The following is a 22,833-nucleotide window of genomic DNA, read 5'->3' on the forward strand; positions in this document are numbered from 1 at the left end:
ATGGCTTGCGAATAGTGCCCCCAGGGGTGGGGGCAAATCAAATGGCCACCACGTTGCGTCCCCAGAGCGGGAGCGTGCTAGCTGGCGAGCGGCACCTTCCAGTAACCACTGACCACCTATACACTACCACAACGAGTGGCCAATTCCCACCTAAATCAACCAAGATATTGAGTCCGATTCTGTCGATTCCCGCCCCCAATTGGTCGAAATAATCAACCAGTTTCCCCCCAAGGTTGCGGGGCGAGTCGCGAATAGTAAGAAAGTGCGGTTTTCGCGCACTTGGATGGAACCTTTCGGTCTGCTGGCATGTCTCAAAGTTAAAACAACCTATGTATCAAATAAGTGCCGTGACTGATCGGCGCGAACGGAGCCTCAAGATGTGTCGCTATAGTTATCAAACCTACAAATCGCACTTTGCCTGCTTTGATTGTCGCAAGACTTTCAAGAAGAAAGCCATGGTCGACTGGGCGGAGCAAAAGGGGCTATCGCGCACCTACCACCAGCTGTTCGTGAACCGTGGCCAGCAACTCGAGAAGGTAGAAGCCCGGCTCGGGATTACCTGGAGCGAGTTCCGCCAGCAGTACTACGACGATGTCAGCACTTGCCCTCAATGCGGAAAGGCGATGGCTGCCATGGGACTCGACTTTCGAGCGCCGAAGAAACAAGACGTCATCGCTTGGGAGGTGGTTCGCGACCTGAACGACCGGGGATTCTCGTTCGCCGGGAGTGGCTGCTCTGTTGGCTACACTCCCCCGCGCCGGCTGCGCCAGGTCGATGCCTTCTTCGCCCGTCACCAGCGGCTCTCCAAGGGACGAAAATTGCTGGACAAGTTCGCCGCCAAGTGAGGCCGGGCGTGCGGCTAGCGATCATCTGTCATCGAATGTTAATCTGCTGGCATTCGCTCCTGGAGACTGCAAATGGTTGTCGTTAGTCCTACCTTTGCCTCGATACTTGGCTGGGTAGTGCTGGCGTCCCTCTGCGGGCTTCCTGCGATGGCTGTCTTGGCACTTCAACGTTCTCCCCAGAAGCATAGCCGCGGACTACGGCTGAAAGATCTGTTGGTGCTCACCGCACTGGTGTGCCTGGCGTGCGGACTGATCCCGGTGGTGACACAACCGTACCGAGTCGCCAGACACACCGGCTATGCGTATGCGTTGGTCGGCACGTGCTGGTGGTTGCTGCTGGCCGCGGCGTTACCAGTAAACCAGGTGATGTCGTGGGGAGCAAAAATGGTGTTTGTCTCCGCGGCAGTGCTGTTCTGTTTCATCGCCCCGCATGTGTTGTTTCTGGAATTGGTGCCGAGCTGGGGTCTGCCAAACAATCTCTCGAATCTGTACGAGTATGCCGCTTCGGCCGGGCTGGCTGCTGTCTACCTGGTAGTTGCCGGGGTCGCCTGGGAGTACTCTGGAGCGGTGAAAGCAGCCAACCAGTCAGGCGTATGAGGCCTCGCGGAAAACAGTCCCGAGCGGGCAGGCGCAACGGTGCCTCATTGCCCCCTGCCCCGACCGGTGCGCATACTAGGAGCTTCACGATTTCCCGCCTCCTGAGCTTCCTGAGTTCCACCGATGAAGTATTCGCTCGCGATTCTGTTTAGTTGGGTCTTTCTGGCATCCGCATCAATGGTTCAGGCCGACGACAATCGGGCGGTGCCGGTGTTCAAAGATGGCGAAGCCCAAGAGGTCGAGGCGTTCAAAGACTCTGACTTTTGGTTGCGACACGACCTGTGGGTGGAGACCGAGTTCGACTCCGACGACGATGGTAAACTCGACCGCATGCACGTAAGTGTAACCCGCCCTCGCCAGACCGAGACCGAAGGGCTGAAGCTACCGGTGGTGTACGTGACGAGCCCCTACTTCGCCGGCACGTCCCCTTCGAACTCGGAACATATGTGGGACCCCCATCAGGAGTTGGGTGCGGATCCGCCAGAACGTAAGCTCTCGCCCGAAGTCGAGCGTCGCGGCATGCGGCCGATCATCTCGAAATCGCACGCGAACGAGTGGGTACCACGCGGTTACATCGTGGTGCATTCGTCGTCGCCTGGCACCGGTTTGTCCGAAGGATGCCCGACCGTCGGCGGCGAGAACGAATCGCTCGCCCCCAAGGCAGTGATCGACTGGCTTTGCGGCCGAGCCAATGGTTACACAACGGTCGATGGGTTCGATCGCGTAACCGCAGGTTGGTGCACTGGCAAGATTGGCATGACCGGCACTTCGTACAATGGCACGCTGCCATTGGCCGCGGCCACCACCGGCGTCGAAGGCCTGGAAGCCATCATCCCCATCGCCCCGAACACGTCGTACTATCACTACTACCGCTCGAACGGCCTGGTGCGTCACCCAGGCGGCTACATGGGCGAAGACATCGACTGCTTGTACGAGTTCATTCACTCCGGCGACGAAGCGATGCGCGAGCACTGCAACGAGTGCATTCGCGAAGAACTGTTCCACATGAACATGGATCGCAAGACCGGCGACTACAACGATTTCTGGGCGAGCCGCGACTACTTGAACAAGATGGACTCGATGAAGTGCGCACTGCTCATGGCCCACGGCTTCAACGACTGGAACGTGGTTCCGGAGCACAGCTTGCGAATCATCGACGCGGCCCGCGACCGCGGGCTGCCGGTGCAGGTCTACTACCACCAAGGGGGCCACGGTGGTCCCCCGCCGATGAAAATGATGAACCGTTGGTTCACTCGCTACCTGCACGGCGTCGAAAACGGAGTAGAGAACGACCCTCGAGCGTGGATTGTCCGCGAGCACGACGATCGCGAGAAGCCGACCCCGTACGAGAGCTACCCGAACCCAGCCGCCAAGATGGTGGAGCTGCACCTGAAGAAGGGTGCCCCCGAGCAAGGGGAACTGCTGCTGAAGGTCAAAGGCAAGCAAGGCAAAGAGAAGCTGATCGACAACTACTCGTTCAACGGCGAGTCGCTCGCCCGCGCTGAGTGGACCGAGCATCGCCTGATCTACTTGACCCCTAAGCTCAAGCAGCCGTTGCACCTGTCGGGCACGGCGACCATCAAAGTGCGGATGGCCTGCGATCGCGAAGCGGCCAACCTCTCGGTATGGGTGGTCTCGCTCCCCTGGGAATCGAACCGCGACCGTCGAATCACCGATAACATCATCACCCGCGGCTGGGCAGATCCTCAGAATCGCCATTCGATCACGGAGAGTGAGCCGCTCGAGCCAGGTAAGTTTGTCGACGTGGAGTTCGCCCTGCAGCCCGACGATCAAGTGATTCCCGCGGGCCAGCAGATCGGCTTGATGATTTTCTCCAGCGACCAGGACTTCACACTCTGGCCGAAGCCGGGTACCGAAATCACCGTGGATCTCGATCGCACGAGCTTCAAGCTGCCAGTGGTCGATGGCAAGCAAGGCTGGCAGCGAGCCTTCAAAGATCCCGAGCCCGAAGAAGCCCCAGCCGAAGAAGCCCCAGCCGAAGAAGCCCCCGCTCAAGAGTAACCCGCGCTGCGTCGAACGCCCTGCGACATCTATCAGACTCAGTGCTTATTGCACTGGTGCGTAAGTCGGTTGCGACTGGATGTAGTTCGCCTGCGGTGCTGGCACCACGAACTGCTTTTGCTGGCGCTCGTACGTGTACTGGCGGGCCCGCTCGACCTCGGGACGCGGCGCCTGGAAATCGCGGGGGCGACCACCCACGATCTCGGGCCCTGCATCCGGCAGCGGATAGGGATCGTAGTAATGATCGGCCTGATACCGCTGATACCCCGCTGGCCCTGGATTGTAGAGCCGCGGCGTGCGAACCGACGGATTGCAACCGACCGCGGTGCCGAGCAGCAACGCTAAGACACCAAGTTTACTGGCCAGCTGATTCATGGTTCCGTCCTTATTCGCAGAGGAAGCTGATGAGGGGCGGGGATTGTACGACCCTCACGGTGACGTGCCAATACGAGCCGGCTCCGTGCCAGCTAGCGCGTCCGTCAGCTAGCATCGGCTTCGCAGCCAGCCGTCCTGAAAAAAGTCGCTAAACCGCCAGTTTCAGGCATCATGGCGGTGATTTCGTTTACGTCGACCTGAACGATTGGTTCGGCCGCAGCACGCGAGTTCTTCGGCGTGCGGTGCTAGCGTGTTCGGAAATCCAGCTTGGGAACCGGCCACATTTGTCTTGCCGAGGAGCTGCGGTTTTTCTACTATCTGGCCGCTTGGTTGCTATCACTCCCGCCTTCACTTGCCCACCAAAATCATCGTGTCCGCATTACGCTGCCTAACACTGCTGATTGTTTGCTCGGGTCTCGCCGGCTGTCGTGCACTGCCATGGTCGGGTTCCGCAGCGTCCGATTCGCCAACGTTGGTTGATCAGCGCTCGGCTTCGACAACCCCGTCGGTACAACAGACCGCCTCGTTCACGGATCCGAATCAACTCGCCTCGGCGGCTTCGGCCACCACGGCCGGTAATAACGTGATCACTCCCGTTGGGGCCGAAGACCTCGATCCCAGCGGAGCGGTGCTGCACGAAATCCAGATCGTTGCAGCGACCGATCCGCACGCGGCCGCCATCATGGTAGCCCGACTGCAGGAAGTAAAACCCTCGCTCCGTGCGCTCACCGCTCAAAACCTGCGGGCGAGCTGGCAAGAACATATTCTGCTGAACCAAAAAGCGGCCGAAGCCTTGGCCGAACAACAAGCGACCGAGGCTCCCATCGTTCACACCGCGGGGCTGCCGATGTCGAGTGCCCCGTCGACCACGTTCGATCCTCCCCCCTACACTGCTCCCGAAGGGGCGGCTCCGCCGGTCGCTCCACTGGCAGCGACTGCTCCGGCGGAAACTCCCGCCGCCCCGGCGGCTGAAACGCCTGCGGCTGCACCAACTCCACCACCAGCACAAACTCCACCAGCGCCGGCCGCCGAGGCACCTGCCCCGGCCGAAACGCCGGCTGCTCCGCCTGTCAAACCACCAGCGGCTGCCGAGCCAGCTCCTGCGGCTGCAGCCGAAGCGGCGAAGCCGGAAGGAGAAGCAGTACAGCAAGCGAGCCACGAAGAAGTAGCCGACGATTCGAAACCAGTCGACGAACCTCGCAACTGGGAAGACGCCCTGGCGGGTGCCATCGAGCAGCTTGCGACCAAAGCGACCGACGATCCTCGCAGCACCGAGGAAGCCTACCAGCACGTGCGACTGCGGCTGATGCACCTGGCCAACGGCGATCGCGACAAGGCGCTCGCCCCGATCCCGGGTCTCACCCCCACCGAACAAGCGTACTGGCAAAGCCAGTTCTTCGCCCTCGCGACGCTGCTCGACTACCAGACCGTGCCCGACGAGCAACGTCGCGCAAGTGCGGCGTCGGAGCAACTCTCCGAAGCGGTTGGCAAGCTGGGAGAACTCTCGAACCTGATCGTTCGCAACGTGACCTTCTGCAACAAGGTGTACGGATTCGGCGATATCGACAAGCCGTTGGAGAACCGATTTACTCCAGGGCAGACCATCCGGCTGTATGCCGAAATCGACAACTTCCGCAGCGAATCGACCGAACGCGGTTATCACACGTCGCTGGCGACCAGCTACGAAGTGCTCGACCAAAGCGGCAATCGCGTGGAAGGGGGCGAGTTCGCCAGTGTGGAAGACTACTGCAACCGCCCACGGCAGGACTTTTACATCGAATACACCATCACCATGCCGAAGCGAATCTACGCCAGCAAGTACCAGCTGCAACTGCAGATTCGCGACCGCCTGAGCGGCAAAATCGGCAAATCGATGGTGGAGTTCGAAATCAAAGAGTAAGCTGCCCGAAGGCGGACTGCGTTACTTCGAGCTATCGGACCAAGGCGAATCCTCGTCGGTGGTCTCCTGCGAAGTCAGCTCGCCGCCCATGGCAAACTTGGCCAGCGTACTCTGATAGCGGGCTTTGCCTTGTTCAACCACCCGGCGGATTTCGCGGGCGTTCTCTTCGCTTTCTTTGCGGAGGTCGGCGATCATCTTCAGCGAGTCGACCTGGTAATCCGAAATCGCCTTTACGAGCTTCTCGAGCGACTGCGGGCTGATGGTCGAGCCGTAACCAGCCTTCAACGCCGCCTTTTCCAGCTCGCGTCCCAAGTCGGCAACGTCCTCCAGGCTCTTGTTCACGCCTTCTTTGAGGGCTTCGGTCGACTGGGTTGCTTCGTGCAGCCCTTGCTGCGAAGTGTAGACCGTGCCGAGGATGGTAAACACGTGCTCGTTGGTCGTGAAGAACGTCACCGCCCGGCGGTACACCTGCTCCTTCACATCGTGCGTCTGGCGGAGCTTGGTAACCAGGGTCTCGCCGACGTCGTAACCGATGGCCAGGTTCTCCGCGACATCTTTGCAGAGCTGGTAGATGCGATCTTCCTTCTTCCAGCGGTCGTGAGCTTCGTCGCGTTCGAGCTCGAGCCGCGAGCGTTGGCTTTCGTCCTCGCCGGTGTAGTCCTGCACCGCTTGCTGGGCCTTGCCCATCGCTTCCTTGGCGGCTTCGAGATTCGGTAGCTGCATTTCGAGCAATTCCCGCGAGAGGATCTCGGCTTCCTTCAAGGCGAAGCGGAAGTCGATGTAACCATCCATGATGATCTCTTCGCGCTCCAGCTGATCCTTCGTGTCTTTGCAAACGTCCTGGTAGACATCCACGATCTTCTCAAAACGATCGTGCGGCGTGCCTCGGCGGATTTTCATCCACAGGTTCGACATCTTCTCGATAAAGCCGATTTTGCCGTCGTCTAGTTGGGCGATCAGCTTCTTCGAGTCTTCGCGAATCGAGTCGAACATCTGGCTGATTTCGAGATACCGATTGCCAACGTTGATATCCTCCACGTTGTCGCGAACTAGCTGGTTGAACTCGCTCATGTGCTTCACCGTGTTGGCGATCGCCAGCGCCCGGGCTTCGTCCACATGGCGGACCTCCTCAAGCAGGCGAATCAGCTCGTTCTGCACGTCTTTTCCGGTCGCCACGCCGAACTTCTCCAGCACCTCCAAGGCACGGTCCATGTATTTCTGGGTAGTCCGCTTGGGGGCCGATTGGGTTTGCTGTGCCGATTCCTGTGCCATCTGCTGAGCCTTTGACGTAAAAGAGTGAAGGATTTCGCGGCGAGAAGCGTGCCGTGCAAGTGTTTCGCCCCACCGGCGGTCCGCTTGGCGTCCGTCCATCAGTAAACAATAATTGTACCGAGCCGACAAGCTTCCCGCCGTGGGTTTCGGCGCATCGCGGCCCGGCCCCCCGGTTCCCCACTCCTTGGTAGCACAGCAGCGGACTTGAGATCTCGCATGAGCAAATCGGCGCAACAATCTGCCCAACCTTCCCAGTTGGATCTCGACGTCGAATCGGCGGAAAGCAAGCTCACGCTCGACGAAATGACCCGCGTGATGGATGTCGCCCGGACGCTTCGCAAGGAGCGGTCGATCGCCCAGCGAGAGCTGAACCGCGAGGATACCATCGTTCTGCTGCGGCAGAAACTCCGCGAAGCGGCCGATCTGGCAGGCGATCCGGTGACCGACGAGCAGATCGAAGTTGCGATCAAGCAGTACTTCGATAATCTGCACGAGTTCGAGACCCCCGAGCCTGGCTTCCAGACGTTTCTGGCCAGCGTGTACGTGCGTCGCTACACGATCACCGCCTGGACCCTGGCCCTGGCGGCCGCAGCCCTGCTGACCTGGGGCATGTGGTTCGGTGGTCTCCTCCCTGGCGACCGCCAGAACGAATTGCGGGCGCAGCAAACCTACAGTCAGACCATCAAAGTCGTAGAGTCGATCGAAACACTCTCGACCAATCCCGAAGTAACGAGCCAGGCCGAAGCAGCCCGCGCCGAAGCGGCCAGCTACCGCGACCGCGGCGAGGTCTCGGCCCTCGAACAACTAAAATCTCGCTTACTGCAGCAAGAATCGGTGCTAAACGCCGAATACCGATTAATGATCCCCAACGATGGCCTGTCGGGCATCGAGCGGTTGGTCGAAGACACCGGCGGCGTCTCCGGCTCGTACGTCATCGTCGAAGCGGTCGACTCCCGGGGGCAGCCGGTTCCGACGCAGGTTCGCAACGCCGAATCGGGGCAGATGGTCACCGTCACGAAATGGGCCGAGCAAGTACCGCTCGAGGTGTTTGAGCAATTGAAAGCAGACAAAGAGGCCGATGGCATTCTCGACTCGCGGGAGTTCGCCGTGAAGCGCCGCGGCGAGCCCGAGCTGGAGATCACGCTGCAGAACGGATCCGGCGTGACATTGGAACGAGGAAGGCAGATCACTCAGTGGTAGGCACCCAAATCACCGGTCGGGATATCCTTCGCGAACTTGAGCGGGCCGTGCAAGACGCCCGTCATCGAGCCGAAGGGGTCCGCGCCGATCTCGACAAACTCGATAAGTTCATGCAGGACGTTATCGAACGCCGGGGCGAGTCGCTCGTCGAACTGGCGCAGCATTACCTGCCCGACATGTCGAGCGAAACCATTGCTAAACAGTTTCGCGAGGTCCGTGGTCATCTCCAACAACTGCTGCACACCAAGCAGCAGCGCGAAAAGGACCTGCAAACCGCCTGGGACGACAACCTCGACCGTCGCGGCAAGCTCGAAACGGAAATCGACCAGCTGACGCATCGACTCGACGAGCTGGCAACCAAACGCGACGAGCTAGAAAAAGTGCTCGCTGAGCGATTGCGGACGCACAGCGAGTTTCAAACGCTCTCGCAACAAGCCTTGGCTGCCGAGACCGAACTAAAGCGCAATGAGCTTCGCGTGGCCGAGATGCGCGACGAAGTCGCTGCGAAGCTTCCCGCGTATCGCAAGAGCCGGATGTTCCAGTACTTGCACCGACGAGGGTTTGGCACCGCGGACTATCGCGGCCGCGGACTCACCCGCCAGCTCGACCGCTGGGTGGCCAAGCTGGTGCACTACAACAAGAACCGCCAGGGCTACGAGTTCCTGCAGAAGACTCCTGAACTCATGGCCGCCGAGGTCGAGCGCCGGCGCGGCGAGTTCACCTCGCTCATGGAACAGATCGAAGCGATCGAGGACCGTCTATCCGACGAAATCGGTTTGACCAACGTCCTACAGCAAGGCACCGAACAGGGCAAACAGCGTGAGCAATGCCTGGTTGAGCTTCGCCAACTGGAGGACGCCCGCACTCAGATTGAGCACGAGATTGCCTCGCTAGAGCAGCGTGAAAACGAGTACTACGAAGCAGGCGTGAATCGGCTGAAGGAGTTTCTCGGGTCGATGGAAGAGACCGCACTGGCGATCCGCACCCGGGCGACTCCGCAAACCACCGACGACAACATTTTTAGCGAGATCCAGCACTGCAACCAGCAACTCCGCGATGCCCGCCAGCAAAGCCATGAAGATCGTGGCAAGCTGGAGGTCTGGCACGAGAAAATCTCGGGGCTCGATCAGGTAATGCGAAAGTTCCGAGCCAGCGAGTTCGACTCGCGGCGGTCGTTCTTCTCGCGGCAACTCGATGTCTCGCGCGAAGTCGATCGATACCTACAAGGCAACAACACCTCGGAAGGCTTGTGGAGCACGGTCCGCCGGTACCAGCAGTTCGTCCGCCCTCGCTACGACGATTCCAGTGATCAATGGAACGACCTGGGGGGCTTGTTCGATAGCGACGTTTCGCACGTGCTGGGGAACGTACTGATCGAAGTGGCCGGCGAAGCCATGCGCCAGGCGGCCAATCGCAGCATGCACCGCCGAGGCCCCGCGCGGCAGCAGCAACGCCGCTCGTCGCACCGCCCACCCCACCGGCGCGGCGGGGGGTTCACCACCGGTCGAGGATTCTAAGCCACCGCTAACCAGCAAGAGAAGCGAGCCAGACTACTCTTCTCCGGAAACCACTTCGGAGAAAGGCTTCTTCCGCCGCGGCATGTAGCGGCACAGTCCGATACCACCGAAGTAGAGAATCACCAGCGGCACCGCCATGAGGATCATACTCTGCGGATCGGCTGGCGTGAGGATCGTAGAGATCACGCAAATCACGACGACCGCAATCTTCCATTGCTTCAAGTAAAGCGGCACATTGAAGATGCCGATGCGTTCGAGGAACAGCATGACCAACGGCAACTGAAAGCCGATGCCGAAACCAATCGGCAGGAACATGATGAAGCTCATCCACTCGTTAATCACCGGATACGGCGCGACGCCAAGCACCTTGTAGAACGAGAACAAGAACTGCAGCACGTAGTAAATCGCCCCGTAGAAGGCCAACGCAGCCCCAGCGAGGAACAGGAGTAGGCTAAATGGCAAAAAGATGTGCACGTATTGCTTTTCGTGCGGATAGAGCCCCGCTGCGACAAATTGCCAGACAAACCAAAACACCGCGGGACTCGAGAACACGATGCCAAGCACAAGCGCGGCCTTGATCCACACCATGAAGCCCTGTGTCACCCCAGTAGCGATGATCTGATTCGCGTTGTCCTCCACTCGCTGCCACTGGGTGATCGGCACTAACTCTTCATCCGACTCGATGCCGAGCTGCTTGGGCTCCATGAACACGATTTTGGGAGCCAACCCCTTCTCTTTACGAATCTTGACCGCTGCGTCGATGTCTTCGGGGATGTCCTCCCCTTTCTTCTTGCGCTCCAGCAACTCCTGCGTGTATCGCTCGGTCGACTCTTCGAGCACGTACTCGTCGATCGCGTCTTGCAGCGGTTCCTTCACTTTACCGACGAACCAACTGGCGAAGTACATGCCGATCAGAAAACCGATGGCAATCGCCAGAATCGACTTGATCAGCGCACTTCGCAATTCCTCCAGGTGTTCCCCGAAGGTCATTTTGCTCTTCTCAAACAGGTCGTCGTGCGCGGGCATCTGCGTTGGGAGGGGGCTCGAAGGTGGGTGCTGGGGCCGATACCAGTTCGGCCCGCGGAGTCCTCTATTCTAACAGCCGGCGGCCACAGGTCCCACTGGCTCCACAGCTCCAGCCTAGGGGAACCCGGCCCCAACTAGCGAAAACACCGAAACTTCCGATAATGATGGCTTGCGATCCGTTTTCCCCTTCCGTCTCTAGCCCGTGTCTGCTGCCATGCTTTATCCCCTACGTTTTCAGCCATTGTTCAAGGAATACCTGTGGGGAGGCCGCCGGCTCGGGACGCTGCTCGCCAAGCCGATCGGCGACGGCCCGACTTACGCCGAAAGCTGGGAAGCGGTCGACCATGGCGACGACCAAAGCGTGGTCGCCGAAGGCCCCCTCGCTGGCCGCACGCTGCACCAGATTGTCGACGAGCATGGCGAAGCCCTCTTCGGCAAGCATTACCCGCAGCCGATCTTCCCGCTGCTCTTCAAGTACCTCGACGCCAAGAAGACGCTTAGCGTGCAGGTACACCCTAACGACGAGCAAGGCGCGAAGCTCGACCCGCCCGACCTCGGTAAGACCGAAGCCTGGGTGGTGCTCGCTTCGGAGCCAGGCAGCCAAATCTACGCCGGACTGAAGCCTGGCACCACTCGCGAGTCGCTGGCCGCCGCCATCGAGTCGGGCACGAGCGACGAATGCCTGCACGCGTTCGAGCCGCAAGTTGGCGACTGCGTATTCATCGAAGCTGGCACCGTACACGCCCTCGGCGAAGGTCTGGTGATCGCCGAGATCCAGCAGGCCAGCAACACGACCTTCCGCTTGTTCGACTGGAACCGGGTCGACGCCGAAGGCAAGTCGCGCCCGCTGCACATCGAAGAGTCGCTGGAAGTCTCCAACTACGCCCGCGGACCAGTCGATCCTCAAACGCCCGAACCCACCGCGGTCGAAGGTGTCGAGCGTCTGGTCGAGTGCGACAAGTTCATCCTCGAGCGGGCGAAGCGTAGCGAATCGCTCGAACTCGATCTGGCCGAACGCTTCCACCTGATCTCGGTACTCGACGGCGACGTCACGCTGACTGCTGGCGACTACACGCTGGAACTCAAGCAGGGCCAAACCGTGCTGGTGCCAGCGGCGTGCGAGAAAATCACGCTCGCTCCTAACCAGCCGAGCACCTGGCTCGACATGTACCTGCCTTAACTCGCGGTCGGCGGCTTACGACCGAGCCATCCGCCGCGGTGAAGCCTCGCCCGACAGGCGGACGATCAAGCGTTCCAGCTCCAAGCGGGCGCCGCTGGGGGTGCTGTTATGCCCTTTCATCGCGAGATCCATCTCTAGCAACCAAGTCGAAAGCTGCATCGCTCGCGGGCGGGCGATCGCTTTCAGTTGGTTGGTGGCCTCGTCGGTTTTGTTTTTCCAGAACCCCGCATTCATCATGATCTGCGGAAAGTAAGGGCGTTTGCCGGCCGCTTCGCCTTGCTCGACTAGTCGGCTGGCCGTGGCAAACTTGCGGAGCGTGTAAGCCACCTGCGCAAGAATCGGAATCGGCTCTTCGCCGGCCGCGAGGAGCCGATCGAGTTGCTTCAAGGCCTCGGCCGCGCGACCTTCGACCATCGCGTCGATCATGTCCCACGTTTGGCGGGTGCGCCAGTCGCCAACGTTGGCTTCCACCAACGGAGCGGTAATCGCGCCGGAGTCGGCCATCAGCGACAGCTTGGCGACCTCCTGGTCCATCAGCCCGAGCGACAGCGGCAACAGGTTGAACAAGCACTCGCACGCCTCGCGCTCGAGCGTCGCCTGATGCACGTGCTTCGCCCGATGGGTCAGCCACTTCTTCGCAGCGGTGATGAACTTCGACTGCCGGCCCCCTTTGTTGTCGGCCGGCACTCCGCAATCGACCGCCAGCCCGACCTTATCCGTGGCCTTGGCCAGGCGGGTGGTCTTCGGCCAGGTTTTCACTTCCAGCACGAGAGTCCGCGTGCCCTGCGGCGAGGCAACCCACGCCTCGAGCTTCTCACGGTACGTGCTGACGAACGGATCGGCCTCTTCAACGATCACCATGTTCGCGTCGTCGCCAAACAAGCTGGCCGTGGTCAACGCATCGTGCACGTCGCGCCACTCCACGTCCTTGCCGGTGTACACGTCGGCCGCCTCGCCCCCCTTGAGCGCCAGCAGCACCTCGCGCCGCAGGTAGTCGTCGTCGCCGTAAACCGCGCACAACGGTCCTCGCTCGGGCAGGGTCTTCGCAGTCAGAAATTCGAGGGAGAGCATGAAGGTTGGGAGTTCGAAGTAGGGTGTTGGGGATTGCCCCTCCAGAGGAGGGGTTTGGTAGGGAGCTGCGGGGGACGAATAGATTCCCATTTCTGGAAAACGCATCCGTTGGGAAACTATTTTGCAGCTCCCTCAGGCGTCGTAAGCCATTACTAGGTAACGCGTTACGACTACCACACCTAGCGACGGAGGCCGAAATAGATTCCCACCCATGGGAATCTATTTTTCGCCCCGAACCCCAGGCGTTCTCACCGGTTCAGGTGACACACGACCTCGATACCACGTCGCCGGCCAAGGTGTCGCACAACGCTCGACACCCCGCCAGCTGGCAGCCCAAGGCGACCCTTATTAGACCAGTTTGCCGCCCGTTTTCAACAACGATTATTGGCCAGTTGGAGCGGACCTAGAGAGAGGATTACCGATCGTCGCCCGCAAGCGTTTCGAAGTCCGCACTGCCTTGTTCGGTGGACCAGCGAAGCCCAAGCGGCCTACGCGTTTCTGAAAAGGTGGAGCCACGGATCGACACGGACGGGCATGGATTTGTGGCGGGCTATCGGTGCTTTATCTGTGAAGTACCATTGCCGCGATAGCCTGCGGGCTTCAACTCGACTTAGGAATCCACAATTTCGGCTCTCACTGGTGCCGGAAGCGTAGAACTGTCACGGTTGCATTCCCGCTGCGCGGCGGGGAGAATGGCGGTTGGCGAGTTGGTGCGGCCCCTTTCTCTTACGTTGATTGAGCCTTTCATGATGTTCCGCGTCGCTTTGTGTGGTCTGTTGGTCAGTACGCTGCTTACTCAAGTTTCCTCGGCGGTTGCCCAGGACGCGGTGCCGGTGATTCTCGCCCATCGAGGGGGGGCCTACGAGTACGAAGAGAACACCATGCAAGGGTTTCGCGCCTGCTACGAGGCGGGCATTCGCGGGTTTGAGACCGACATTCGCATGACCAAGGATGGCGTGCTCGTGATCCTGCACGACGACGACCTGAAACGAACCCACAACGGCACCGGAGCGGTCGAACACATGACCGCCGACGAGCTGAAGCAGATTACCACCAAGCAGGGCCAAGCGTTTTTGTTCCTCGACGAACTGCTCGAGTACTTTGCCGACAAGCCAGGCGTGATGATCGAGCTGGAGATGAAGACCAAGAACCACGATCTGTACCCCGATAGTCGCATCGACGAGTACTGCGTGAAGCTGCACGAAGCGGCCACCCGGCTGCAGCCCGCTGGTTCGAAGTACGTGTTCACTTCGTTCGATAAGCGTCCGCTCAAGGCGATCCGCGGACTCGACGCCGACGCCCGCACGGCGTTTATCAAGAGCGCCCCGCTGACGCCGGAGTTCATCGCCGAGGCCAAGGAACTACAGGCCAACCACATCGCCTGCCGCATCAGCGGCACGTCGCGCGACCTGGTGGAACAGGCCCACGCCGAGGGGTTCCAAGTGAACTGCTGGCCGGGCCGATCGCCGCAAGACTTCTACCTGGCCATCGGCCTGGGAGTCGACGTGCACTGCACCGACATCCCAATGGCGATTCAGAAGGTGAAAGAGGGATTGCCGTGAGGGAGTGAGCTGAGCGGTATTGCGTACTGACCGAAAACCAATCGGACAAGACGTTAGCAACCTCACTCCTCCGCTGGTTCACCGTCTGTTGTTTCTGCCGGGGAATCCTCTGCGAAGCTCTGGCTGTACTCTTCGACGAGTTCTTCATAGTCCGCACGGTTTTCGTAGGTTGGATGGTATTTATCTTGCAGCGTCTTTAACTCTTTAAGCACTTGCTCTGCATTATCGGCTTCAAGCTGCGTTACTGTCGTGTCGACGAGCTGTTGGGATGCATTGCCGAAGTAGGCATTGTCTCCAAGACTCTGCACCCCGCCAACAGCAGAGGCTACCAAGTAACTCATACCAATCGCCCCAATGCCTAACAGAATGCGAGGCCACCGCTTATCTTGAAACTCGCTTACGAACCACAAGATCGGAAGCAAAACAACAGCCACGAGAGGACTTTCGAGCATAGCTATAACCCCCCTGAACGATGAGAACGCTTGAAAAGTGATACTGCTATTGTACCACACATTGGTGCGTCTCCCAGAATGTGGGTGGTGAGAGATACGCTCTCTCGGCGACTCGGATCTACAGCCCCCGCACGGCACCCAACGTGCCGCTTTAGGTCCTCTTATCGCTTCTGTATATCTAACTTCGCTGGTGAAATCGCGGTAATCTCTTCGAACCTGGTGAAGTCAGCATGGTTGAAGCTCAGGATGTGACTGATGCCGTGGCGGACCATGGCGGCAACGAGTCGACAGTCGTGTGCCTTCTTGCCCGCAACCTGATAGGTAGCGACAAGATCCCGCCAGTGGTCGAAGACGGATCGCTCGTCGCGGCGAAGGGGAAAAAGAGAGACCATTCGATCAACTTCAAGATTGGCTCGCTCCGTAGACAAACCCAATCCATTCACTTCAGTTGGACGCGTAGCAACGACCCAGAATTCATAGACAACTTGCGGGACGACACAAAGCTGGTGCCCGACCGCTCTCAACGAATGCATAGCCGATCGAGCGACGCCGCTGTCGGGATGGCTTGGCTGCATGGCACGCAACAACAGATTGGTATCCAGCAGAACAATCATTCCCCTCGCCCGGCGTAGATACCTTCGCGGTCGTCTTCGGCAACGGCCTCGATATCGCCATGGCCTGCTAGCCACTCTTCAAATCGAGCGGACCAGGACTCGTAAGCCTCCGAATCGGTGTCCTGCGACTCGATGCGGTGACGGAGCAAATCAATCGCCTCGTTCATGGCTTCGTCGCGGGTGCGAAATATGCCAGAAGCGACCAACTGCTCGATGTACTGCAAATTATCGTGGCTCATACCTGTGCTCATAATAGAGTCTCCTCTGCACAAGTATAGTCGATGGCGAGTCGCCGGGCGACTCGGATCTACAGCCCCCGCACGGCGCCCAACGTGCCGCTTGGGGTTGGCAGACTGATTTGCACCGGGACTCCTGTTTGGTCGGTCGAAGTGTTGCCAGATAGATCGCGGGTATCGATACGCAGGTACAACTGCTCTGGCAAGTGACGACCGAGACGCCACGAGTATTGCCCGGTGTTGGGCAGCTGATTGGCAATCGAGATCCAAGGGCCCGACGGGCTGCTGCTGTACGACAACAGCACTGCCTCGGTGGGGTCGCCTGGTTGCCAATCGATTTGCAGGCGATCGGCAAACTGGCCGGTCCCCTGCTGGATGCCCGTGAACCGGGCAACCGGTGCCGTCGTGTCGACGCGAACCATCATCTGTGGTTCGTCGCCGGGCCGCGGGCGGACTGGGTCGATTCCGCCCGCGGTGGCCACGACGATGGCCAGGCCGTAGTCACCCGGCTTTGGAACAGCCACAAGTATCGGGCTGCGATTGTCGGTATCGACCGCCAACCGCTGCCAACTTTGGCCGCCATTCTCAGTTCCCCATAACTCCACACGAGTCACGCCCGCAGTACCCGCCATATCGACGTTATAGCCAATCTCGAATTCAGTACGGTTCAGGTACTGGATCGGCAAACTAGTCGAAGGTGCGCGGTTACTCGTGTTAGGCAATCCCATTCCAACACCACCGCTACTCGGCGCGGTGCCTTGCGTATTCCACCCGCCCGAGACCTGGCTCGGCGGATTACCCAGCGGATTACCAAGTGGACTGTTTTGCGGACGACTCAATTCGGGCGGCGATAACCCTAACGAAGTGTTGGTGGTCGCCCCGGCCGCTTGGCTGTCGCTCAAACTCGGAAGTCGGAATGGAGAGTTAGTTGCCACCGATTCGCGAGGCATCAGCGGAGTATTGGTGTTCAGGCTCGGTAGCGACGCCAGGCTATTGCTGCGCGGCGGGGCTCCCGTGTTGGTAGTGATCGATTGGTACGCACTGGCGGGCGGGGCTCCCAAGGGAACCTGCGACTGGCCATCGCTCGGCCAAGTTTCGGCGCGGTGGAGCGGTGGCATTCGCCGAGTGGTATTGGCGAGCTGCGTGTTCGGCACGCCGCCGACTCGCGCTTCGGCCCCTGCTTCTTGCACGTTGCCTGCTTTGTCGCGAACGGCGAGCCTTACGTAAACGGTCGCAGCCGACGTGGGAACTTGCCATTGCACCGAGCCTTGCAGCACGTTCGGCGACGGAGACTGCATTCCATTGAGCGGAACGCTCTGCCATTGCGGACTCTCCGGCAAACGATACTGCATGCTCGCCCGCGGCGGGTCGAAGTTGCTGTCGGTTGCTTGCCAGTTAGCAGTCACCATACCTTCGGGCGTTAAAGCAGCCGTAAGTGACTGGATGGTTGGATTTTGCGTATCGACGATCACCCTTAGCTCGGGTTGATACGGTCCCTCAGGCCAGGCGCGGCCTTGGCTGTCGAACGTGCGAATACTAAACCAGTATTCCCCGTCGCTTGGTGCGTGATAGTTGAATCCCTGCAACTCGGGCTTGGCTTGCGAGATCTCGTTCCAGGTGCGCCCTTGGTCTTGCGACAGGTACAGCTTGACCGCGACCGCATCGCTGGCGGCATTGGTGTTGTCCCATTGGTAGGGAATGACAAACACCTGTTGCGACCAGTAAACGGGATCGGGCAGAGCAGAGGTCTGAGCGTAAGTGAGGGTGCTGTTCGCCAGAGCGGCGAGCACCATCGAGAGCACCAGACGTACGTATAGACAGGTAATTGCGCGCACAGCCAAATCGATTCAAGCCGTTATAAAAACGTCGGCTAGTCCCCCCAACCGACTGGCTGCCGCAACACATCTGGCAGCCCCCCTGCGAAGATGTATCGGTTGAGTAGGGGGTGCGGCTTTGGAAGAATTTTGGGCGCGCGGGGTGCGGTTTCCGTCGCGCGGGTTGCCAGCTGGTTCCCAGGGACAAGAGTGTCGCAGGCGAAACAACCACCGGATGGCCTTCGATAGACAGACTATTTCCGAGGGCAAAAAGCGATATTTCGGGAGTCAAAATAGTTAATATGGACGACGACGGCCGATTTGCCCATAATATTGGGTGGTTGCCGTTTCCGCAGGCGGATCGGCCGCCGCTCGGGGCAAACACCGCCGAACGACGGGACCTGAAGGTGCTGGGAATTGTTGCGTTAACTTGGACGAAGAATGCCTTTGGGTTAGCTACGGCCACTTTGTGGTTCGCGTTGATATTTGCGCTGCTAACCGTGGCTGTGATACTGTTTCGAAGGTATCGAAAACACGGATCGCTGCTGGGAAAGTTGCGCGATAACTCCAGTACTGACGAGGACGACCCCAGTGCACTGCTCACCAAGTTCCGAGATTTGCATTCTCGGGGTACGCTTAGCGATGGTGAATACCGAACAATAAAAGCAAAGCTAGCAACGCAACTTCATAGCGAGCTTGGCAACGACTCGGATCCAAACAAGTCATAACCGCCACGGCCCGCCAGCTTTGCCACGGAACGAGCAAGTTAGCGATAAAAGATAACGACCAGCCAGCCTATATCAATTGACACTCCCGCGGGCATTAAGTGCACCTAGCGCGGTTGTGCCAGGGTCCGCAAAGGAAGTGGCCCAAAGAAGGGAAGGCGGTCGATGAACGGAAACCATCGGTACTGCGTATTGGAGTTCGAACACTGCTCGACAGAGCGTGGACATGGAAGCCTCGCCTCGCGTGAAGTCACAAGCAATCGTCAAGCACTGAGTCCAGCCCTCCCAGCAACGCCTCGTCGGGACGACGAGATGTGGGCTCATAAAAGCAAGACGGACAACGTTTGTGTCATCGAGCGACACCACAGGAAGAACCTGGTTGGCAACCGATCAGGATTACCACCCAGGCACACGAGACGGGGAAGGAGCAATCATGCCCTCAAGCAGGGATCTAACTAGCACACGCCGAGGCGGAACTTCGAAGAAGAACGCCTTTTGTTCGTTTTGTCGTAAGAGCTACCGTGATGTTGGCCCGCTGGTCGAAGGACCAGGCGACGTTTACATCTGCGGGGAATGCATCGAGCTATGCCAAAGCATTCTCGATCAGGAACGCAAACGACGCGGTGGCAGCAAGCAACTGTTCAGCAAGATTCCGTCGCCACGCGAAATCGTGGCCGAACTGGATCATTACGTCATCGGCCAGGAGGCTGCCAAACGCGTGTTGGCCGTCGCTGTCCACAGTCACTACAAGCGACTGATGGTGGCCGACGACGAACACGATATCGAAATCGATAAGTCCAACATCTTGCTGGTTGGCCCCACCGGCTGCGGCAAGACGTTGCTAGCACGCACCCTGGCTCGTACGCTCGACGTGCCGTTCGCCATCGGCGACGCGACCACGCTGACCGAAGCTGGCTACGTGGGCGAGGACGTCGAGAACCTGCTGCTCAAGCTGCTGCACGCAGCCGACTTCGATATCGAAGCCGCCCAGCGGGGTATTCTCTACATCGACGAGATCGACAAGATTGGCAAAACCAGCCAGAACGTGTCGATCACCCGCGACGTGTCGGGCGAGGGTGTTCAGCAAGCACTGCTGAAGATGCTCGAAGGCACCACGGCGAATGTGCCGCCGCAAGGGGGACGCAAGCATCCCGAGCAGCAGTACATTCAGCTCGACACCACCAACATCCTGTTCATCTGTGGTGGTACGTTCTCCGGTATCGAAGACATCGTTCGCAAGCGTCTGGGCTGCCGCAGCATCGGCTTTACGCAAAGCGATGGGGCCGGCCACGAGCTGAGCCTCGGCGATGCACTCTCGGAAGTACAAGCCGACGATCTGGTGGAATTTGGCCTGATCCCCGAGTTGGTAGGCCGTTTGCCAGTGGTCAGCTCGCTGCGTCCACTGCCGGAAGATGCCCTGGTACGCGTGTTAACCGAACCACGAAATGCGTTAACTCGCCAATATCAGCACATCTTTGGCATGGAGGATGCCGATCTCAAGTTTACGGACGAAGCTCTTAAGGCAATTGCCCGCCGAGCTGCCGAACGCGAGACCGGTGCTCGTGGCCTGCGGTCGATTATCGAAACCGTGATGCTCGACATCATGTTCGACCTGCCCGACCAACCTCGCGGACAGCGTTACGTGATCACCGACGATATCGTCGAAGGTCGCGCCAAGTTGTTCGACGATGAGACACCTGTCAACAAGAGTGCATAACCAAAGGCTAAGCGTGGGAAGCGGCCGAACCGCTGCTTCCCGCCAAACGCCATTACAACGTATCCATGGATGGACGACGTTCAAGCCTGGGGCTCCGGCCGCCGGGGGTTAAGTCGCCATCATTATCGAGCCCGGGCAATCGTGCCCGGGCTCTTTTCTTTTGATGAGTGTGGACTGGCTCAGCTCGCCTGCAGCAAGCTGCGGTTACATACCAGGCGGGGTGTGCAATCCAAACATGTTGCCTTCGGTGTCGTAGGCAATGGCAATGAAGCCGTACTGGCCGATGGAGAACTTCGGCTTGAGAATTTTGCCGCCGGCGACTTCCACACGGTCCGCTTCCACCGCGCAGTCTTCGCAAGCGAAGTAGACCATGGTGCTGTTCGCGCCAGCCGTGATGCCTTCCATCTTGCAGAGGGCTCCGCCGGCTCCCATCATGTTCATCTCCATGGGGAAAGCCATCATCTTCAGCTCGTCGCCGGGAGTCTCCAGTTCTTTCAGCTCGATCCCGAGCACTTGCTCGTAGAACTTAGTGGCCCGATCGAGATCATCGACGTAGATTTCAAACCAAATAACAGGATTCATGCTTTGCCTCTGCTCAAGAAGACTAGTGGAGGGGCAGACTCGCCCGGGCCGCATCTTACAATGAGACAGTTAGGTCCGCAATAAAATCTAACGAACAAGATAAGCACGAAAGCATGTCCAGAAACCAAACGAGCTGGCCTACTTGTTCATGCCCCCAGCACCCTCCCGAAGCGTCCGCGTGTCACTGCTGTATTGGCAGCATTTCCGCGAAACTCAGGCACTTACCTGGCTTCCCAGGCAAAGCAATCGTACCCCGTTTTTCTCACGATCGGGTTTTCGAACGCTGGGAACAAACATCGAAAAGTAGATCTACTCGTCTTGCTCCGCAGCTGCTGGCTTCTTGGTTACTGGCAACTGCACCTCGCTCCAGCGCTCGGCGGCGGGCACATCGGGGCCGTTGTAGCCTAGCACGCGGGGATCGCCGGCCGGCTGCCAATCGGTCGACTCGGCGAGCGACTTCTGCAACTGCTGCAAGGCGGTGTCGATCGCTTCGCGGGTGGCGTCACCAGCGATGCCGGTTGCGACAACCGTTACCGGTTTGGCATCCTCCACTGTGATGTTGGCGTACGACTCAGTCGGACCGGTTTGCTTGCTGCGGTACAGGAACGCCATGTTCCAGCCGTCAATCTTCTGGTCGTCGCCTGGCTCGAGCCCCTCGTACTCGATTTCGACCGGGGCGGTCATCGCGATGCCGCGCGACTTGATATGCCCAAACAATGGCCAGAATCCGGTAGCCGAGTTCTTCATGCCGTTGGGCCCCTGCCCTTGCCCTTGCCCGGCAAACGTCGCCCGGCGGACTTCGGGATAGCTCTTCACCTCAACCACCTCGGGCGGCGTTGGTCTCGGGTACCCTTCCGGCAGCGGAGTCGTCACTCGACGCACCTCGTTGCGGTAGAAAGTCGAGCCATCCGGCTGAGGCTCGGCTTCCACCTCCGAGTCGCCCGAGAGACGCTCAATCACGCGACCTTCCTTTGGTGGATCGTCCTTCTCAGGTTCGGCGGCTCTAGCCAAGAAGCTTGTGACGACACCTAGCAACAAAACCGCAGCAGTACGTACCCACATGGTCGCTCTCCCGATAGAAAGAAGTTTGGCATCTACCAGGACTATTGCGACTGCTTGAGAAACGACAAGCTGCGAGCAGTCGCCCGCGGTGCGAACGATCTACGCGTCGGCCGTGGCCAGCTCTTCGTCCTGCGGAGCAGGTTTCTTCAGCGGCTGATTGTCAGCCTGCAGCGACTCGCCGGTGTGCAGATACTGGGCTCCGTTGCCGGGCGCTGTAGAGCGCCGAATCGGCTCGCGACAACCAGCTCTGCGGCGTATCGGCCGGCAGTGCCTCGGCAATGCCGCAACCCGCTAGCAGACCGCGACTCTCCGAGATCTGCTTCCGCAGGCGGGAGCCAAAAATCCGCGCGCCCGAAAGGTTCGTCTTCGGCAACAGCACCGCAAACTCCACGCCGCCTAGGCGAGCAATGTAGTCGGGGTCGCGGGCGCAGCGTTCGACTTCCGCTGCGATTCGCTTCACGAACTCCCGGTGCTCCTCGCTGCCGGGAGCGATGTCGTCGGGCTCTTCGACACTGATCAATGCAATCGAAGCGGGCGTTTTGCCCCGCTCGTGATCGCCGAGGGCCAACTCCAACTGCTCTTCGAGCGCCGGGGTGTTGCCCAAACCAGTGACCGGATCGGTCCGCCCTTCGGTGAAGTTCGAGAGCACTTGCGACTGCTGACGAAGTTCGTCGTAAGCATGCGACAACCGAGAGGCGAGCCGCAACGTCGGCAGGATCACCTGCTCCGACTCGGCCGACAGCATGTGCAATGCAGCACGAGGATCGAACTCCGCAGCCTCGTTCACTTTGCTCTTGAACCGGTCGACGTACGAGCGATGCTCGGCGAGTTGCCGCCGAATTTGCTCGATGGTGTCTTCCATCTGTTTGGCAACACGGGCCGCCCGATGCAGTTCACGTGGTCCTACCGAGCCAAGATTGCCTTCGGGCAGCTGGCGACTGCGACGGCCAAATACATAGCCAATCAAAGCCACCGCCGCCAATCCGGCCGTGGCCGGCAGGCCGATAAGGGCTCCGTTTAACCAATCCCACACTAACATCGTCGGTGAATCTCCCGTTCGCCTA

21 protein-coding genes are annotated in these 22,833 nt (G+C 59.5%); 10 read left to right on the forward strand and 11 right to left on the reverse strand.

The window, feature by feature from the left end; all coding sequences use genetic code 11:
• Positions 1-377: 377 nt before the first annotated feature.
• The 3 genes from Pan181_RS11750 (at position 378) to Pan181_RS11760 (ending at position 3,464) form a co-directional block, all read left to right on the forward strand.
• Entirely contained in the window at positions 378-845 is a 468-nt protein-coding gene (locus Pan181_RS11750) for a hypothetical protein (protein WP_145247016.1), read from the forward strand.
• Positions 846-917: 72 nt separating this feature from the next.
• Positions 918-1,442, forward strand: coding sequence for a hypothetical protein (locus tag Pan181_RS11755; RefSeq protein ID WP_197529187.1), 525 nt, complete (start codon positions 918-920; stop codon positions 1,440-1,442).
• A 123-nt stretch (positions 1,443-1,565) separates the two neighbouring features.
• Complete coding sequence (locus tag Pan181_RS11760) at positions 1,566-3,464, forward strand: Xaa-Pro dipeptidyl-peptidase (RefSeq protein WP_145247018.1); 1,899 nt, start codon at positions 1,566-1,568, stop codon at positions 3,462-3,464.
• A gap of 45 nt (positions 3,465-3,509) precedes the next feature.
• Here Pan181_RS11760 and Pan181_RS11765 read toward each other — a convergent pair whose 3' ends face one another.
• The gene (locus tag Pan181_RS11765) at positions 3,510-3,839 is read right to left on the reverse strand and encodes a hypothetical protein (protein ID WP_145247019.1); all 330 of its coding nucleotides are present in this window, start codon (positions 3,837-3,839) and stop codon (positions 3,510-3,512) included.
• 472 nt (positions 3,840-4,311) lie between these two features.
• Here Pan181_RS11765 and Pan181_RS11770 point away from each other — a divergent pair, with 472 nt between their 5' ends.
• Complete coding sequence (locus tag Pan181_RS11770) at positions 4,312-5,739, forward strand: hypothetical protein (RefSeq protein WP_197529188.1); 1,428 nt, start codon at positions 4,312-4,314, stop codon at positions 5,737-5,739.
• A gap of 21 nt (positions 5,740-5,760) precedes the next feature.
• On the opposite strand, the gene Pan181_RS11775 is transcribed toward Pan181_RS11770, so the two are convergent.
• On the reverse strand, positions 5,761-7,011 hold the full coding sequence (locus Pan181_RS11775) for a cell surface protein (protein WP_231943819.1): 1,251 nt from the start codon (positions 7,009-7,011) through the stop codon (positions 5,761-5,763).
• A 216-nt stretch (positions 7,012-7,227) separates the two neighbouring features.
• On the opposite strand from Pan181_RS11775, the gene Pan181_RS11780 reads away from it, so the two are divergent.
• Together Pan181_RS11780 and Pan181_RS11785 are read left to right on the forward strand one after the other, a co-directional pair.
• Positions 7,228-8,211 (forward strand): DUF6384 family protein, encoded by a 984-nt coding sequence (locus Pan181_RS11780; protein WP_145247021.1) that lies wholly within the window; start codon positions 7,228-7,230, stop codon positions 8,209-8,211.
• The gene (locus Pan181_RS11785) at positions 8,205-9,728 is read left to right on the forward strand and encodes a coiled-coil domain-containing protein (RefSeq protein WP_145247022.1); all 1,524 of its coding nucleotides are present in this window, start codon (positions 8,205-8,207) and stop codon (positions 9,726-9,728) included. Before Pan181_RS11780 ends, Pan181_RS11785 begins: the two co-directional genes overlap by 7 nt.
• A 33-nt stretch (positions 9,729-9,761) precedes the next feature.
• Here Pan181_RS11785 and tatC read toward each other — a convergent pair whose 3' ends face one another.
• Positions 9,762-10,754 carry a twin-arginine translocase subunit TatC gene (tatC, locus tag Pan181_RS11790; RefSeq protein ID WP_145247023.1) on the reverse strand — a complete coding sequence of 331 codons (993 nt, stop codon included), beginning with the start codon at positions 10,752-10,754 and terminating at the stop codon, positions 9,762-9,764.
• A 214-nt stretch (positions 10,755-10,968) separates the two neighbouring features.
• On the opposite strand from tatC, the gene Pan181_RS11795 reads away from it, so the two are divergent.
• Positions 10,969-11,934: a type I phosphomannose isomerase catalytic subunit gene (locus Pan181_RS11795; RefSeq protein WP_145247024.1), complete on the forward strand. Its 966-nt coding sequence runs from the start codon at positions 10,969-10,971 to the stop codon at positions 11,932-11,934.
• A 15-nt stretch (positions 11,935-11,949) separates the two neighbouring features.
• Here Pan181_RS11795 and holA read toward each other — a convergent pair whose 3' ends face one another.
• Positions 11,950-13,005, reverse strand: coding sequence for a DNA polymerase III subunit delta (holA, locus tag Pan181_RS11800; protein ID WP_197529189.1), 1,056 nt, complete (start codon positions 13,003-13,005; stop codon positions 11,950-11,952).
• A gap of 746 nt (positions 13,006-13,751) precedes the next feature.
• On the opposite strand from holA, the gene Pan181_RS11805 reads away from it, so the two are divergent.
• On the forward strand, positions 13,752-14,567 hold the full coding sequence (locus tag Pan181_RS11805; RefSeq protein WP_145247026.1) for a glycerophosphodiester phosphodiesterase: 816 nt from the start codon (positions 13,752-13,754) through the stop codon (positions 14,565-14,567).
• A gap of 62 nt (positions 14,568-14,629) precedes the next feature.
• On the opposite strand, the gene Pan181_RS11810 is transcribed toward Pan181_RS11805, so the two are convergent.
• From Pan181_RS11810 to Pan181_RS11825, 4 genes are all read right to left on the reverse strand, one after another.
• Positions 14,630-15,001 carry a hypothetical protein gene (locus Pan181_RS11810; protein WP_231943820.1) on the reverse strand — a complete coding sequence of 124 codons (372 nt, stop codon included), beginning with the start codon at positions 14,999-15,001 and terminating at the stop codon, positions 14,630-14,632.
• A gap of 179 nt (positions 15,002-15,180) precedes the next feature.
• Positions 15,181-15,633, reverse strand: coding sequence for a type II toxin-antitoxin system VapC family toxin (locus Pan181_RS11815; RefSeq protein WP_145247028.1), 453 nt, complete (start codon positions 15,631-15,633; stop codon positions 15,181-15,183).
• Positions 15,630-15,872 carry a hypothetical protein gene (locus tag Pan181_RS11820; protein WP_197529190.1) on the reverse strand — a complete coding sequence of 81 codons (243 nt, stop codon included), beginning with the start codon at positions 15,870-15,872 and terminating at the stop codon, positions 15,630-15,632. The genes Pan181_RS11815 and Pan181_RS11820 overlap by 4 nt, the downstream gene beginning before the upstream one ends.
• Before the next feature lie 68 nt (positions 15,873-15,940).
• Positions 15,941-17,710 carry a hypothetical protein gene (locus Pan181_RS11825; RefSeq protein WP_197529191.1) on the reverse strand — a complete coding sequence of 590 codons (1,770 nt, stop codon included), beginning with the start codon at positions 17,708-17,710 and terminating at the stop codon, positions 15,941-15,943.
• A 275-nt stretch (positions 17,711-17,985) separates the two neighbouring features.
• Here Pan181_RS11825 and Pan181_RS11830 point away from each other — a divergent pair, with 275 nt between their 5' ends.
• A complete protein-coding gene (locus tag Pan181_RS11830) occupies positions 17,986-18,411 on the forward strand; it encodes a DUF2244 domain-containing protein (RefSeq protein ID WP_145247031.1) in 426 nt (141 codons plus the stop codon).
• 430 nt (positions 18,412-18,841) lie between these two features.
• Complete coding sequence (clpX, locus tag Pan181_RS11835; protein ID WP_145247032.1) at positions 18,842-20,125, forward strand: ATP-dependent Clp protease ATP-binding subunit ClpX; 1,284 nt, start codon at positions 18,842-18,844, stop codon at positions 20,123-20,125.
• Between the two features lie 204 nt (positions 20,126-20,329).
• On the opposite strand, the gene Pan181_RS11840 is transcribed toward clpX, so the two are convergent.
• From Pan181_RS11840 to Pan181_RS11850, 3 genes are all read right to left on the reverse strand, one after another.
• Positions 20,330-20,707: a VOC family protein gene (locus Pan181_RS11840; RefSeq protein ID WP_145247033.1), complete on the reverse strand. Its 378-nt coding sequence runs from the start codon at positions 20,705-20,707 to the stop codon at positions 20,330-20,332.
• 309 nt (positions 20,708-21,016) lie between these two features.
• Positions 21,017-21,769, reverse strand: coding sequence for a heme-binding protein (locus tag Pan181_RS11845; protein ID WP_145247034.1), 753 nt, complete (start codon positions 21,767-21,769; stop codon positions 21,017-21,019).
• A gap of 160 nt (positions 21,770-21,929) precedes the next feature.
• The gene (locus Pan181_RS11850) at positions 21,930-22,808 is read right to left on the reverse strand and encodes a GGDEF domain-containing protein (RefSeq protein ID WP_145247035.1); all 879 of its coding nucleotides are present in this window, start codon (positions 22,806-22,808) and stop codon (positions 21,930-21,932) included.
• Positions 22,809-22,833 lie beyond the last annotated feature (25 nt).

Source organism: Aeoliella mucimassa (assembly GCF_007748035.1).
GTDB lineage: Bacteria > Planctomycetota > Planctomycetia > Pirellulales > Lacipirellulaceae > Aeoliella > Aeoliella mucimassa.